The following is a 15,367-nucleotide window of genomic DNA, read 5'->3' as shown; positions in this document are numbered from 1 at the left end:
ACAGCTGTGAGAAAATAAAAAGGCCCTATCCGAGCCTTTCAAAAGATTTAATTTTTTTATTAGCGTCAATGACCATTCTGAAACGGCCTTTGATACCGTCCGATGTGACAAATTGGCGAAGCCGATTCGTAGGTACCTGAACACTTAGACCGGATTCACTTAACATGACCACATCTGGCATAGACGGGGCATAAAGCACCTCACATTGTTTGTAAGGTGCGTTTATTGAAAAATAAAAGACGGAGTCTGATGCGTTAATGCTTTTCATAAGCAAGGCTTTTACTTACTTTTTCAAACAAGTCTTTACTTAGGCCCTTATGGTTAAGTAAGCGGCCAAGTTGCTGCTTCATATGAACTTGGTGTTCACTAGCGAAACCCTGCCACTGGGTTAACGGTGTGACTATACGAGCCGCAACTTGCGGGTTGACTGCATCCAGCTTAAGCAAATAGTCAGTTACAAACTTATAACCGCTCCCATCTGCAGCATGGAACCTTTCGCTATTATAAAACGCAAAACTACCAATGACTGAGCGAACACGGTTTGGATTGCTCATTGCAAATTGCGGGTGCTCACAAAGCATTGTGATGGTGGCAAAGATATCTTCGCGATTTTGCGTTGCATGAAGCGCAAACCATTTATCTAGTACGAGTGGGTCGTGTTTCCACGTTTGTTCAAATTGAGCCATCAAGCTATCGAATGTGGCAGAACTGCAGTGTTGCGCACTTCTCAATGCTCCAAGTGTATCGGTCATGTTATCTGCATTATCAAATTGCGACAAGACGAGGTCTTCGTATTGAGGTAAGCGTGCTAAATGCGCAAGCACCACATTTCTGCAACGGCGCTGATTGATTGCATCTTGCGTGTAGCTGTATGCGCTTTGTTCAATGTTGTTGAACACAGCAAACAGTTCTTGCTCTAGCGCGCGAGAAAACTGGTCACAAAATGCCTTTCGAGCTTTTGAGAGCGCGGACACAGTGATATTGCTACGACTTTGACACAAGGTCTCAAAAGAAGGAATAACTAAACATTCGCCAAGTAGTTCTAGGTTATTCTGCTCCTGAGCTATAGCCTGCTTAATACCATTCCAAATATCGTTACTAATGGCAGAGCCCGGAGATTCTTCCAACTGTTTTATACAGCGGTCATACAAAGCTTGCATTGCGTCCCAGCGATTGAATGGATCTTTCGCATGTTTAAAAATGGTAAGTAATGATTCTGTATCTAGCGGGTTTTCAACTTTGGCTGGCGCTGAAAAGTTACCTAACACTACCGGTGTTAATTCACTATGTTTAGCATCTACGGTTAAACGCATTGAGGCATCTTTTAAAATAACCATACCGTCATCGATAAGCGATTCGTTGTCAGTATAGGTATTGCCCTCTTTATCAATTATCTCAATATTCACTGGGATATAAAGGGGAAGCTTTTCACTTTGATCTGAAGTAACGGGCGTGTGTTGCGTCAAAGTAAAGGTATGTCTGATAGTCTCGTTGTCGCTAGCTTCTGTACTGTGCTTAACAGAAATGACAGGCGTACCAGATTGACTGTACCAGCGTGTAAATTGCGTTAAATCTAAATCAGTCGCTGACTGCATGGCTGAAATAAAGTCATCGCACGTGACCGCTTGACCATCGTGCCTTCTGAAGTACTCATCCATACCTCGTCTGAATCCATCAGGACCAAGTAAGGTGTGGAACATGCGAATGACTTCTGCGCCCTTGTCATAAACTGTTACCGTGTAGAAGTTATTCATTTCAATTACTTCTTCAGGGCGAATTGGATGACTCATTGCGCTGGCGTCTTCAGCAAACTGATGCTCTCGCATTACGCGAACATGCTTAATACGGTTACTTAGTGCCGAGGTCATGTCCGCGCTAAACTGTTGGTCTCTGAAAACGGTAAGCCCTTCTTTGAGGCTTAGTTGGAACCAATCGCGACATGTAACCCGATTTCCGGTCCAATTGTGGAAATATTCGTGTGCAATAACAGACTCTACATTGAAGAAGTCATCGTCAGTCGCACTTTTTTGGTCGGCTAAAACAAACTTACTATTAAAGACGTTTAAACCTTTGTTTTCCATCGCTCCCATATTAAAGAAGTCGACGGCAACAATCATGTAGATATCTAAATCGTACTCTAGCCCAAAAACATCTTCGTCCCATTTCATCGCTCGTTTAAGAGACTCTAAAGCAAATACGCCTTGGGACTTTTTGCCTTTGTCGACATACAACTCTAGCGCAACTTCCTTACCGCTTGTCGTTGTGTAGCTATCGGTTAGTAAATCGAAATCACCGGCGACCAATGCAAAAAGGTAACAAGGTTTGGGATGCGGGTCGTGCCATTTCACGAAATGGGTGTTTTCATCGATATCCCCTTTATCTACCGGGTTGCCGTTGGCAAGTAGCATAGGCACTGATTTCTCAGCAACCACAGTAACCGTGTAAACAGACAAAACGTCAGGGCGGTCCATAAAATAGGTAATTCGGCGAAACCCTTCCGCTTCACATTGCGTGCAATAAGCGCCGCCCGATAAGTACAAGCCTTCAAGGGCTTTATTTTGTTCAGGCGCAATGGTGTTAGTAATCTCTAAGGTAAATTCATCGTGATGTGTAGCAATGCTTAACGATGTATCTGACACTGAATATTCTTCATCAGATAAAGCATTACCGTTAATCGCAATAGCGTTTAGCGACAAGTTATCGCCATCTAGAATTAAAGGGCCGGTATGTTTTCCATTACGAGTTACGGATAATGTACTGATAACCTGCGTTTGCGTTGGATGTAGCGTAATATGTAGGTCAACTGTCGCTATTGAAAAAGCGGGCGGCTGATAATCCGCCCGGCGTTTAGCTTGAACTGACATAGATCCTCCTAAAAGAAAGCCTACGTGGGTTTATTTGGAACGTTTGGTTAAACCGTTTCTTTACTGTTAACTTCAACGTGTGGTGGTGTAATACGTAGAATCTTAATACCTAAGTACGCATACACAACAGCAAGGATCGGGTTGATTACGTTAAAGAATGCATAGAACACATAATCAAATGGGTTTACCAATAAAACACTGTGCATGTAGGCACCACAGGTGTTCCAAGGAATTAGCGGAGATGTAAGTGTACCGCCGTCTTCAAGACTACGAGAAAGGTTAAGCTGGTCTAACCCTCGCTTTTTAAATTCTTCTTTGTACATGCGACCTGGCATAACGATAGAAATATATTGATCGGCCGTTACAAGGTTAGTTCCAAAACACGTAAGAATGGTTCGACTTACCATATCACCGGCTGACTTAGCGCCAATTAATATGGCAGACACGGCACGTTTTAACAGACCTACACGCTCAAGAACGGCTCCAAAAGACATAGCACAAATGATAAGCCAAATTGTATTTAGCATAGATGACATGCCGCCGCGAGACAGCAAGCTATTTAAATTTTCATCTGGCGTAGAAAAGCTCACCCCATCAAATAGCGCTGTCCACACAACTTTCAACGCGCCAATGTTTGCAGAGTCATCGCTACTTGCCATGGATGTAACTACATCCCATTGAAACACGACAGCCCAAACGCCCCCTAACAAAGCGCCAATAAAAACCGCTGGGAAAGCCGGCATTTTCTTAATTGCTAAAGTAAGTAGAACGGCAAGAGGAATTAGCAAATGCCAGCCCAAGTCAAAAGAGTCATTAAGCAGTAGTTGCATTTGTTCAATACGCTCTGCTTTAGCTTCACCTACTTCGCTAAAGCCAAGGACAGTGAATAATACAAGGGCAATGACAAAGCTTGGAATGGTCGTCCACAGCATATAGCGGATATGCTCGAACAAATCAGTGCCTGCAACAGCGGGAGCTAAGTTAGTGGTCTCAGATAATGGCGAAATTTTGTCGCCAAAATACGCACCAGAGACAACAGCGCCAGCCGTAATAGCAGCTGACATTTCCATTCCCGCTGATACACCCATTAATGCCACACCTACCGTTGCTGCGGTAGTCCAAGAACTACCAATACTCATAGCAACTACCGCACAGATTAAACATGCAGCGGCGTAGAAAAACGATGGGTTTAGTAGCTCTAAACCAAAATAAATAAGCGTAGGCACTGTGCCGGCAAGCATCCATGTACCAATGAGTGAGCCTACGGCTAACAATATTAGGCAGGCCCCCAGAGACATGGAAATTCCATCTACGATACCCTTCTCTATCGTTTTCCAGCTGTACCCATTTTTCATGCCGATAATAGCAGCTAGGCCCATTGCCAAAAGTAACGCAATTTGGTTCGGACCATATGATGAATTATCCGCAAACAGGTAAACCGCACTTCCCATCATGACCACTAGCGCAAGAATAGGAAGTATTGCATCGAGTAGTGACGGCGTTTTTATCTCTTTATTCGTCATTGTCGTTTTTAAAAACCTTTTTTATTGTATTTATAACGCGTTAAACGTGCTGCTTGCTGCAACTTTTAGTGCTTTAGAACACTGAGCGATAGAACATTAGCGCGATGATAACCGGGCATACAAAGCGCACGTACCAAGGCCAAATTTTCCAGAATATACTGTGCTCAGCATACTGGTCGCCTTGCTTGAGTTCTTCCAGTATTGCGTCTCTACGCCATACCCAACCGGCAAAAATACATAACGCTAGCCCAAGGAGTGGCTGGCTGTACTCTGTGGTTAGTGCGATTACAAGGCCAAACAAGGTTTCGAAATTTAAAATAATGATGCAGCTTAATAAAAAGATAATCGAAGCCATTAGCACAACTGCTTTTTTACGCTGTAGACCTTTGCTTTCCACCATAAAGGCAACCGGCACTTCCAACATCGATATAGAAGAGGTTACCGCTGCGATAGCCATCAATGCGAAGAAAGTAAAAGCAACAAAAAGCCCTACAGTACCTATGGTGTCAAAAAGCGCGGGCAGTACTTTAAAAATTAGTGTATCGCCTTGAATTAACGCGCCTTCTGGCGTAAAGATTTCGACGCCGTTATTCAGCGCAACGTACATAGCTGGAATAATAAGCATACCAGCAATAACGGCTACCCCAATGTCAACTAAAGCAACAGAAGCACCAATAGACGGTAAGTTTTCATTTTTGCTGAGGTATGAACCGTAGACCAGCATAGTACCTACACCTAATGACATTGAGAAAAACGCTTGCCCCATTGCATTGATTAGTAGTTCTGGGTCGAGAACACGGGAGAAGTCAGGCACTAGATAAGCTGACCAACCTTCGACTGCACCGGGCTGAAGGCTTACGTAAACAATAAGCGCGAGGATTAATATAACTAAAGTTGGCATAAGTCGTACTGACCACTTCTCAATACCTGACTTTACACCACCAACAACGATAAATGCGGTTAACCCCATGAATAAAAAGCAAAAAACAATGTTACGCGTAACCGATGAAGTAAGCAACCAGTCGCTTACATCGCTTAATCCGACTAAACTAACAGCAGCATCGGCGAAATAAACTAGCATCCATCCACCAACAATTGCGTAGAAGGCAAGAATGAGCGAAACGGTAACACAGCCCCATATTCCGGTGAGTCTTCCGGCGAAGTTACCTGATATTTTACCTAACGCGTCAACCATATTTGAACGGGAGCTGCGTCCAATAATAAGTTCAGCCATGAGAACTGGGTAAGCAAGAACGAATGCAAGGAGTAAGTAAACAAGAACAAACGCAGCCCCTCCGTTACTCGCTACTTTTGTGGGGAAACCCCAAATATTACCGAGTCCAACTGCTGAGCCTGCCGCTGCTAGCACGAACCCTATTCGAGAGGAAAATTCGCCTCTGATAGCCATGTTATTTCCCTTTATTATTGTTTTATTAGTTTATTTATAGACACAAAAAAAGGGCTGGCCCTAGACCAGCCCTTTTCTCTAATCACTTAGTTTCTTGTGATAGCGTAACGGCCTGTTTCAATCATATCGAAGGTGATGTTGGCTGCTTCATCCAAGAATGGATCTAATTCTTCCATATCTTCCGGTAAGTCGTCCAATGATGTGACAGTTTCCATTCCCATTCGCTGTAAACGTTCGTTAGCACGTGCGAGAGATTTCTCTTCCGCCTCTTTCTTGTCTGCTTCGCGCACAGACTTCACCAGTGAGATAAAGTTCTTATCTTTGTTTTCTTTGTATTCTTCAATATCGTCATAAATATAAGAAAACTCTGGGTTTTGCAGAATGCGTTTGTTGTGTTTGGCTGTTAATACGTCCAATGCGGCAGTGCCGTCAGCAAATGTCGTATAGTTAGCACGATTTATACTGTCCCATGGAAGTGCGTTTTCAGCTTGAGCTTCGCCCCACTCTGATGGCTCTACAGCAGATGGATAAAGGATGTCAGGAATAACGCCCTTATGCTGAGTGCTTCCGCCATCAATACGATAGAACTTAGCGATAGTGAATTGAACACTGCCAAGTGGATTATCGTAAAGGTCATAAATCTTGCCTAAGCCGCGGTGTTGTTGAACTGTACCTTTACCAAAAGTTTGTTCGCCAACAATGAGTGCGCGGTTATAGTCTTGCATGGCCGCTGCAAAAATTTCTGATGCAGAAGCGCTATAGCGATCAACTAATACCGTCAGTGGACCATCGTAGGCGACCTCACCGTCAGTATCTCGATTTACGCTCACTTTGCTTTGACCATAGCGAATTTGAACTACTGGGCCTTTTTCTATGAATAAGCCGGTTAACAATGTGGCCTCGGTAAGTGAGCCACCTCCGTTGCCGCGTAAATCAACAATCACGCCCTTTACGTTTTGTGCTTTCAAGCTTTCTATTTCTTTTGCAACATCCATACTTAGATTGTTGTAAAAGCTAGGAATGGTGATTACACCTAAGGGTTCGCCTGCGTGAGGACCTGTTTCAGGTACATACACTTCAGACTTAGCGGCGCGATCTTCAAGTTTAATTTTATCGCGAGTAAGACTAACCACCGAGGTAGTTTTAGACTCAGAGGCGCCTTTTTCAACTTGTAATCGAACAGTGCTTCCTTTCGGGCCTTTGATAAGCTCAACGACCTCATCTAGTCGCCATCCAATTACGTCTACAAATTCTTCATCATCTTGCGCTACGCCAACAATCTTATCTTCAGGCTTTATTGCGCCCGATTCGTCTGCTGGACCGCCTGGCACTACACTTTTTATAACTGTGTAATCATCTTCGCTTTGCAATACCGCACCGATACCTTCAAACGACAAGTTCATGTCCATTTGGAAACGTTCAGCATTTCGCGGAGATAAATAACTAGTGTGGGCTTCTATGGTGCGTGCAAAGGCATTCATTGCAGTTTGGAACACGTCTTCGCTTTTTGCTTGCTTTGTACGTTTAATTGCTCGCGTGTAACGTTTGGTAAGCAGCTCTTTCGCTTCATCCCAAGTTTTGTCTGCAAGTATCAAATTCAACGCATCATACTTAACCCGTTGACGCCAGATCTCATCAAGCTCAGCTTTACTTGCAGGCCAATCTGCATCTTCTCTATCGTAAAAGAATTTATCGCCTTCCTTTTCGAAATCGAATGGCCCTTTTTCTAACAATGATAATGCAAACTCGTAACGTTCAATGCGACGCTTCGCACTTACATTATACATATCGTAGGCAACTGAAAGATTACCTTTACTCAGCGCATCATCGAACAAGGTGCGGTATTTTTCAAAACCTACCACATCAGACAATAACAATACTTGCTTGTTGTGATCTAAACTATCGATAAAGCGCTGATAAACTCGAGCAGAGAGCGCGTCATCCAACGATATTTCCTTGTAATGCGCCCTTGTAAAAAGTGCGCTTACTCGCTTTGCCGCAACACTGTGTTGAGATTCCTGCTGTAAAATAGGAAGCTCGTCTACCTCTGGTGTTGACGTAACGGCACCAGCTCCTACCCCTACGGTAAGAAAAGCACTGGCGATGGAAATTCGAAGGATGTCTCTCATATTTTACGACCTCTTGGAGCGTGCCAAACGTAAAGCGTCTGCGTTTACTTTAACCACCATGCCTGAGTCTAATTGAACGTGGATGCCATCTTTAGCAACTTCGGTAATTACTGCCGGCATAGGTGCTTTACCTAATTTAACGGTAACTTGCGTACCTTGCTGTAAATCGCTGTCGGTCAATTTCGCAGGTGGTGTATTGTTTGGTCTGTTATTTTTCGGTTTAGTTCCGCGCTTACTATCAGCATGGTCCGAATTTGCAGATTTTTCACCTTTTGGGCGATTAAATTGACGTTTGTCTTTACGCTTAGGCTGTTGTGCAAGCTTAGCTTTACGCTTTTCAGCGGCTTTTGCTTTGCTTTCCTCAAGCTGCTGTTGCGCGTGATCAGCATGTTCTTTTTCAATCGCATCGCCTTCAACGCCGTCTAAATCTACACGGTTCGCACCTTCTTTGATGCTATAAAGATAGCGCCAGCTGTTGGTGTAATGACGTAATGTAGAGCGAAGAAGCGTCTTGCTAACGCGTTCCTCTTCTTCTAAGCGAGTGGCAAGATCTTGAAAAATACCGATCTTAAGTGGGCGGGCCTCGCCTTCAATGCTAAAACATTTCGGAAAGGTCTCTGCAAGGAAAGCTATCACTTCCTTACTGTTAGTAAACTTCTCTGGTGATTCCATTAACTTTCTAAATTATTCAGGAGATTTCATCGTTACTTGCATCATCCCAAGTTGCCAGCGTGTGGTCAACCCAATCAAGCAATTCGTCGTCATCTATTTCTAATAAATGCTTATCTTGTTGCCAAGATTCCCATGCGTAGTGCAAAATTTGCTCTAAACGCTGTGTTTCAATATCTTCTTCTGCATTGTCATAAACCGCGTGAAGAATAAAGTTTAAACGTTCAGATGCCTCATCTGGGTCATCATGAAAGTCTTCCATATCTTCAAATGTGGATAAAACAACGTGTATATCGACACTGGATTTCATAATTATTTCTGCGAATCCATGAGAATTTGAGCAATTTCGACGAGCCCTTTTTCGTCTTCTTCGTTAAAGCGTTCAAAAACAGGGCTGTCGATATCAAGTACGCCGATAAGCTTATCATTGAGTACAAGTGGAACAACAATCTCAGAGTTAGACGCGGCATCACAAGCAATGTGTCCTGCAAACTGATGAACATCTGCTATGCGCTGAACGGTTCTGGTACTTGCACTTGTACCGCAAACGCCCTTTCCTAGGGGAATACGAATGCAAGCGGGCTGACCTTGGAATGGACCAAGTACCAATTGCTCTTCTTTAAAAAGGTAAAAGCCTGCCCAATTTACCTCTTCGAGGTTATTGAAAAGCAGCGCACTGATGTTGGCCATATTGGCAATAAGATCATGCTCACCAGAAACCAAGCTCTTTGCTTGGGCAACTAACCGGTTGTACTGTTGTTCTTTCAAACGAATTTCCTGCTATTGAACAATATTAAAAGACACATTAACCCGCGCTTCTACACGCTCTTGCCCAGGTAAAGACATAGACATGTCTTTGGCAAAAGCTTCAGCGCGCATTACTGGAATCGGCATATTGCCACCAGATTCTGAGATTGCAACTACTTCACCTACTTCCACCTCTAATTCTTTCGCCAACAGGTGGGCGCGTTGCTTTGCGTCTTTCACTGCAGCAATAAGTGCTTTTTGGTATGCATCGCCTTCACCAATAGTAATAAAATTAAACTGTTGGATACGGTCAACACCACGTTTTAGCACGCCATCTAGCACTTTATCGTAGGTTTCAAGATCAGTTGAGGTGACAGTTATATCACGAGACAGAGTGAAACCTTCTTGCTGTCGCCCCTGTGGTGTATTGGTATAACGAGGTTGCAAGCGCACTTGCATACTTTGAATATGCTTCTCATCTATGCCTTGATTAAGTAAAAACTTAACGATAGAACGCAAGTCTGCATCTAGTCGCGTATTAAGTTTGCCTACAGTCGCTCCCTCTTCTTCAACAACCAGCTTCACTGAGTAAGCATTTGGTGTCACTTCTACAGCGCCTACGCCTTGCACATTTATTACTGCATCTTGCGCTGCCTGAGCAAACGTTGGGGCGGACAATGCGATTACTGCTGAGGCCCAAAATGCTCTGCTAAACGTAATTAGTTTTGTATGCGTAAATAATTTCATAATGATTCCTTTTCAGACGACATCTTTATTCACTGTGTTATTGAGAATAAATGTATATGGCTGAATAGTGTATGAATGTAATCGATGCAGAAAATATTAGCACTGAACTATAAGCTAAAGAGTTACAACTTCGTCGAGCAGCATTATTTATAAGGTAAGCCCCTTGTTAACAATAGAAAACAAAGGGTATTAATGGGCTAACTTCACAAGATGAAGCTTAGAAAGCCAACACGTTCAATAACCTAGTTCGCTAAACATGTTGGCGTTTTATAGACATTAGGTAAGAGTAGACACTTGGGGTTGGTTACCCTGGTTTATTTCAATACGCTACTATTTCAATACGCTTCGCAACGCTGCTAAACAGTGGTCTATGTTGCGTGGCTTACACGCATAACCCATTAGCCCGATACGCCATACTTTGCCTGCATGATCGCCCAGCCCAGCTCCTATTTCTAAATTGAAGTCTTGAAGCAATTGCTTTCGCACGGCTGCATCATCTGCGCCATCTGGTATTTTGACAACATTTAGCTGAGGTAAACGATAAGTACTGTCTACGGTTAACTCTAAACCAAGGTCATTTAAACCTTGTGCAAGTTTTTCGTGACCTGAAGCATGTCGCTTCCACGCATTTTCTAACCCTTCCTCTTTTAGTATTAGAAGTGATTCGTACATCGCATACATGCTGTTAACGGGCGCGGTATGATGATACGCACGTTTTGCGCCTTGGCCCCAGTAACCGACAATCAAATTCATGTCTAAGAACCAGCTTTGCACTTTTGTTTTTCTGTTTTGAATAACGTGAACTGCTTTATCGCTAAAAGAAACAGGTGAAATACCTGGCACGCAACTTAAGCATTTTTGTGAGCCTGAATAAATCGCATCAATTTCCCACCCATCAACGTCTAACTCAATGCCGCCTAACGAAGTAACCGCGTCGACGATACTTAAACAACCATATTTTTTAGCTAGTTCGCAGAGTGCTTTTGCTTCATTACGCACACCTGTTGATGTTTCTGCATGAACAAAGGCAAGAATTTTTATATCGGGGTTGGCTTTTAGGGCATCCTCAACAGCGTTAAGGTCGGTTTGCTCACCCCACGTATTATTGATGGTAATAGCTTCACCACCGCATCGCTCAACATTTTCGACCATGCGGTTACCAAAAACGCCGTTAATGCATACAAGTACTTTATCACCAGGCTCTACCAGATTAACAAAACACGCTTCCATACCCGCAGAGCCAGGGGCGGAAATGGGCATAGTGAGGGCATTTTCGGTTTTAAAAGCATATTGCAACAGCTGTTTCGTTTGATCCATTAACTCAATAAATAAAGGATCCAAATGACCTAAAGTAGGTCTGGCCATGGCATTTAGTATTCTGGGATTAACGTCGGATGGTCCTGGACCCATCAAGGTACGCTCAGGCGGTATAAAAGTAGATAAAGATTGCATAATCCATCCTTATTTTTGTGAGAGCCAATTATTATAGTGAGTGTCTTGCCTTTTAAGCATGACCAATGCCGTCATACTACAAGTTTGGTCAAAAGGAACAACCGTCTGTTTTGAACATAAATAACATGAATGAACGCCATGCAATACATTCGATTTTATGTATGCGAAGGGTGTTCAATGTTATGAAAGTGGGAAAGGTATAACTGAGTGAATAAGTGCGTCAAATTGAGTAAAAATTTTTACCACATCCGACCAGCATTTAGTTCATTGATATATTTAAGGTTATTTCTATACTTAGGTTAGTAATCAGGGTGTAAGATAAAATTCACACAAACGCTGTTTATATTTTGAGCTAATTTAAACTATACTCATTGTCCGTTTAAAGTTTTTTATTTAAACTCTCCCTGTAAAAGTTAGCGCACGGCTCAGCAATGAGCCATTCCCCTAGGCCCGGAACGTTTGTTCTGGGCATTTTTTATGGGGAAAGAAAAATTAAATGGCGAGTAGGATGATTACTCATCAATCTGTTGCAAAGATGTCATGTATGTCTTTGCGTTGCTGACATAGTGGTCTGCTGAGGCCTTTAACTTTGGCTCTACGTTTTCATCAAAAGTCCTGATAACTTTGCCAGGCGCCCCTACAACTAAGCTGTAGTCTGGGATTTCCATATTTTCAGTGATTAGTGCATTAGCGCCAATAATACAAAACTTTCCAATTTTCGCACCGTTTAGCACCACGGCGTTAATACCTATCAACGAATAATCGCCAATTTCACAACCGTGGAGCATAACTTTATGACCTACTGTCACTCCTTTGCCAAGGACCAAAGGAATTCCGGCATCGGTATGTAACACGCTACCGTCTTGGATATTTGTATTCTCACCAACTGTTATTTTGTCCATGTCGCCGCGGATTACCGCGTTAAACCAAACACTGGCTCCCTCTTGAAGTTCAGTGTTTCCAATGACGTGAGCGCCCGGTGCAATAAAAGCGCTCTGGTGAACTTGCGGTGTTGTTGAACCTAACTTATAACGCATTCGCTTATTCCCTATTCGTCTACTTTTCTCATTAACCCTTCTTGCATGGTTGATGCAATAAGTTCGCCCTTTTGATTAAAAATCTGACCGCGAACTAAGCCCCTAGATCCACCGCTAAATGGGCTTTCCATTGCATATAACATCCATTCATTCATGCTAATTGGGCGATGAAACCACATTGCATGATCAATGGTTGCGATGCGAAGTGACTTATCAGTTACAGCAACGCCATGCGGTTGTAATGATGTACTTAAAAAATGATAGTCTGACGCATAAGCAAGTGCAGCTTGGTGTACGGCAAGTTGTGCATCCATGGTATCTCTTGCTTTTAACCAAATATAGCGGGTAGGTTCACGCTTAGCTGAGTGATATGAATTAGCTGCATCTACGGTGCGAATATCAACCGGTTTGTGGTAGCTCAACGCTTCCTGCATAGGGCGCGCTATTTTGTTGAAATTCGCCTCGTAAAACTCTATGTCAGATTGCACTTCTTCAGGTCCAGGAACATTAGGCATGGTCGAATTTTGATGCTCCATGCCTTCTTGTGGCACTTGGAAAGATGCTGTCATATAGAAAATATTTCTGCCGTCTTGTATCGCTTTGATGCGACGAGCTGAGAAACTTCTTCCGTCTCTTACTATTTCCACGTCGTATACCACCGGTTTTTTAGCATCGCCTGGTAATAGGAAATAAGTATGAAATGAGTGGGCCACTCTGTCTGGTGATACGGTCTCATAGGCTGCTGCCAGAGCTTGTCCCAAAACTTGCCCGCCAAATAAAGCTCTAAAGCCTAAATCCCAGCTTTGACCTCGATAGATGCCAGCTTCCACTGTTTCAAGTTCAAATAGTGATGATAGTTTAATCTCGGACATGTTGTACGTTCTCTTCAATAACTGCTTTGGGGTTTCGCGGATAATATTTTTCAGGCAATTTTGCTTTATGCTCAAAAAAGCGCGTATCTTTATAGGGTAACTTCATAAACCCTGAAATGCCTAGCCCTTTTATGTTAGGGATTTGTTGCACTAGTTGCGCCAATAACGCTTTAAAGCGCTTCTCTTGGCTATGGTCAAGCAACGTATAATAGTTGTGTATCTTCAGGTGTTTAGGCAATGCTTCAAATATAATGCATCCAGTGTGGTGTATCGAGTTTAACTGTACAATAGTTTCAATGATATCTTGCGGCAGTTTTAGTAGTTCATCAGGGTCGTCGCCATCTTCAAAATAAGAGTGAGTTCGACTTTCATCTTTGTGTGCAGAAACACGTGACAATTCATAAGGAATGGAAAGGTCATTACCAGGCAGAAAGTCTTCATCTTCGCTGTCGCGTTCAATATGAAGCGTATTCTTCGCATTAAACATACAGCATTTAAATACCGCTGGTTTGTGTATGGCTCTCGCTAAATTGATGACGTTATTTACCGCTAAATCAAAGGCAGTTTTGAGGGTTTCATCATACAAATTCAAGCTGGAATCTACATAAATACCCTCTGGCTCCCAACGCACCGCCATACCACCTACTACTGGGTAGCGGCCCAATCGGCTAATCGCCGACACAAAGGCTTTCTCAGTATCACCCATACCTTGCAGGTAGTTTTTGTAATAGCGGTCAAATTGCGCGTCGTCTATGTAGCGTAACTCTTCTACGTCTCTATCATCTAAAGAATCAGATAGCAGCGCCTGTTGGCGTAAATAAGACTTGCGCGAACTATAAACGACGGTTTCTATATCAGCATTAAGAGTATGGGTGAGCCAAGTGGGTATTAAGGGGGTGTATTGCGTCTGTTTGTCTTGGGTGAAAACCATGTTTTTTAAAACATGAAGGTGGTTAAACAAATAATCGCCACCCTGTCTTCTCTTAACAGGGTCATCACTCAACATATACTCCAGAATATTGGCAAGCATTTTGGGTAAACCAAGGGATGATGGCGTAATAACTTTACTGCCATAGCGACAAGATTGCCCAGATGCTAGTGCGTATAGGGTGCTAGCTAAACCCTGCTCATCAAAACGCGGGCTGGAAAGCGCCCCATTTAATTGTTCTTCGCCAATAAAGTAAACATCGCCCAGCCGTGCGTTCGTCTGATGAAGTTCGCCGGACATCAAATCCATGACGTTGTTACCCACATATTGCCCAGCAATGTCGGTCTGAGCGAAGACGGAAGACCCCCAGTCTATTAAGCCTATGGATTCATGAGTGGCATCCCAGACCAGATTTGAGGGTTTAATATCGCCGTGGACAATAGGCTTAGTTTCGCCATTCTCGCTGTATTGGCGGAAACTCGACAAAAGCTCGCCCACTTGAACGGCTATTTTCACGATAATTCGGGGAGGTAAAGGGCCTGTTTTCAAGCTTACTTTTTCTAAATCTTCACCAGGCGCTCTGCCCATAACTAAGATTGATTGCTTACGTATCTGCTGATATTCAATAAAACGCGGCACAAACTTGTGGTTAACGTGAGAAAGCATAAAAGCTTCTTCTTCTAAGCGGTCTTGGACATGCTGCGGCAAGGTTATACGCGAGAACTTAAATACTCGTGATTCTCCACTTGGCGCATTCCCTGCAAATGCAAAACCAAATGCGCCTTTTCCTAAAAGCTCAATATCGCTATACCCTAACCCTGCAAGTTGAGACATACAGAGATTTACCCAGTCTTTCAATTTTTTTGCATCCGCATGGGATAGCAAGTAAATCGACTGTTCGTCTGGTATGTAAAAGTGTTTTAAGCCTTTGAGCTGAGACATTTCATTGTTTCACGGTTATGGAATTATTCTTATGCCTTTTATGCGGTAA

General features: G+C 43.1%; 13 protein-coding genes. All 13 read right to left on the bottom strand.

Features of this window, described 5'->3' with window-relative positions:
- Window positions 1-25: 25 nt before the first annotated feature.
- Complete coding sequence (locus ACYTPF_RS15825) at window positions 26-268, bottom strand: DUF2835 family protein (RefSeq protein ID WP_269917075.1); 243 nt, start codon at window positions 266-268, stop codon at window positions 26-28.
- On the bottom strand, window positions 255-2,864 hold the full coding sequence (pepN, locus tag ACYTPF_RS15820) for an aminopeptidase N (protein ID WP_461852884.1): 2,610 nt from the start codon (window positions 2,862-2,864) through the stop codon (window positions 255-257). Before pepN ends, ACYTPF_RS15825 begins: the two co-directional genes overlap by 14 nt.
- 47 nt (window positions 2,865-2,911) lie before the next feature.
- The gene (gene nhaC, locus ACYTPF_RS15815; protein WP_179983465.1) at window positions 2,912-4,387 is read right to left on the bottom strand and encodes a Na+/H+ antiporter NhaC; all 1,476 of its coding nucleotides are present in this window, start codon (window positions 4,385-4,387) and stop codon (window positions 2,912-2,914) included.
- A gap of 73 nt (window positions 4,388-4,460) precedes the next feature.
- Window positions 4,461-5,795, bottom strand: a complete 1,335-nt coding sequence (locus ACYTPF_RS15810; protein ID WP_461852883.1) for a sodium-dependent transporter — start codon at window positions 5,793-5,795, stop codon at window positions 4,461-4,463.
- An 86-nt stretch (window positions 5,796-5,881) separates the two neighbouring features.
- Window positions 5,882-7,924, bottom strand: a complete 2,043-nt coding sequence (gene prc, locus ACYTPF_RS15805) for a carboxy terminal-processing peptidase (RefSeq protein ID WP_461852882.1) — start codon at window positions 7,922-7,924, stop codon at window positions 5,882-5,884.
- 3 nt (window positions 7,925-7,927) lie between these two features.
- A complete protein-coding gene (gene proQ, locus ACYTPF_RS15800) occupies window positions 7,928-8,596 on the bottom strand; it encodes an RNA chaperone ProQ (RefSeq protein ID WP_118494787.1) in 669 nt (222 codons plus the stop codon).
- 16 nt (window positions 8,597-8,612) lie between these two features.
- Complete coding sequence (locus ACYTPF_RS15795) at window positions 8,613-8,903, bottom strand: hypothetical protein (protein ID WP_118494789.1); 291 nt, start codon at window positions 8,901-8,903, stop codon at window positions 8,613-8,615.
- Between the two features lie 2 nt (window positions 8,904-8,905).
- The gene (locus ACYTPF_RS15790; RefSeq protein ID WP_461852881.1) at window positions 8,906-9,361 is read right to left on the bottom strand and encodes a GAF domain-containing protein; all 456 of its coding nucleotides are present in this window, start codon (window positions 9,359-9,361) and stop codon (window positions 8,906-8,908) included.
- 12 nt (window positions 9,362-9,373) lie between these two features.
- Window positions 9,374-10,087, bottom strand: coding sequence for an SIMPL domain-containing protein (locus ACYTPF_RS15785; protein WP_179983461.1), 714 nt, complete (start codon window positions 10,085-10,087; stop codon window positions 9,374-9,376).
- Window positions 10,088-10,417: 330 nt separating this feature from the next.
- Window positions 10,418-11,539 carry a pyridoxal-phosphate-dependent aminotransferase family protein gene (locus ACYTPF_RS15780; RefSeq protein WP_461852880.1) on the bottom strand — a complete coding sequence of 374 codons (1,122 nt, stop codon included), beginning with the start codon at window positions 11,537-11,539 and terminating at the stop codon, window positions 10,418-10,420.
- A 512-nt stretch (window positions 11,540-12,051) separates the two neighbouring features.
- Window positions 12,052-12,576 carry a gamma carbonic anhydrase family protein gene (locus ACYTPF_RS15775; RefSeq protein ID WP_179983460.1) on the bottom strand — a complete coding sequence of 175 codons (525 nt, stop codon included), beginning with the start codon at window positions 12,574-12,576 and terminating at the stop codon, window positions 12,052-12,054.
- A gap of 11 nt (window positions 12,577-12,587) precedes the next feature.
- Window positions 12,588-13,448, bottom strand: a complete 861-nt coding sequence (gene tesB / locus ACYTPF_RS15770; protein ID WP_461852879.1) for an acyl-CoA thioesterase II — start codon at window positions 13,446-13,448, stop codon at window positions 12,588-12,590.
- Window positions 13,435-15,318: a protein kinase domain-containing protein gene (locus tag ACYTPF_RS15765; protein WP_461852878.1), complete on the bottom strand. Its 1,884-nt coding sequence runs from the start codon at window positions 15,316-15,318 to the stop codon at window positions 13,435-13,437. The genes tesB and ACYTPF_RS15765 overlap by 14 nt, the downstream gene beginning before the upstream one ends.
- Between the last annotated feature and the right edge of the window lie 49 nt (window positions 15,319-15,367).

The sequence above is a fragment of the Alteromonas sp. HB246098 genome (genome assembly GCF_054890645.1).
Note: the sequence above shows the minus strand (reverse complement) of the source record. Positions and strands in the feature narration are given on the sequence as shown.

Coding starts and splice junctions, on each gene's coding strand:
- ACYTPF_RS15825 (WP_269917075.1), bottom strand. CDS start 268: ATGAAAAGCATTAACGCATCAGACTCCGTCTTTTATTTTTCAATAAAC.
- ACYTPF_RS15810 (WP_461852883.1), bottom strand. CDS start 5,795: ATGGCTATCAGAGGCGAATTTTCCTCTCGAATAGGGTTCGTGCTAGCA.
- ACYTPF_RS15775 (WP_179983460.1), bottom strand. CDS start 12,576: ATGCGTTATAAGTTAGGTTCAACAACACCGCAAGTTCACCAGAGCGCT.
- nhaC (WP_179983465.1), bottom strand. CDS start 4,387: ATGACGAATAAAGAGATAAAAACGCCGTCACTACTCGATGCAATACTT.
- ACYTPF_RS15785 (WP_179983461.1), bottom strand. CDS start 10,087: ATGAAATTATTTACGCATACAAAACTAATTACGTTTAGCAGAGCATTT.
- ACYTPF_RS15795 (WP_118494789.1), bottom strand. CDS start 8,903: ATGAAATCCAGTGTCGATATACACGTTGTTTTATCCACATTTGAAGAT.
- ACYTPF_RS15765 (WP_461852878.1), bottom strand. CDS start 15,318: ATGTCTCAGCTCAAAGGCTTAAAACACTTTTACATACCAGACGAACAG.
- tesB (WP_461852879.1), bottom strand. CDS start 13,448: ATGTCCGAGATTAAACTATCATCACTATTTGAACTTGAAACAGTGGAA.
- proQ (WP_118494787.1), bottom strand. CDS start 8,596: ATGGAATCACCAGAGAAGTTTACTAACAGTAAGGAAGTGATAGCTTTC.
- ACYTPF_RS15780 (WP_461852880.1), bottom strand. CDS start 11,539: ATGCAATCTTTATCTACTTTTATACCGCCTGAGCGTACCTTGATGGGT.
- pepN (WP_461852884.1), bottom strand. CDS start 2,864: ATGTCAGTTCAAGCTAAACGCCGGGCGGATTATCAGCCGCCCGCTTTT.
- prc (WP_461852882.1), bottom strand. CDS start 7,924: ATGAGAGACATCCTTCGAATTTCCATCGCCAGTGCTTTTCTTACCGTA.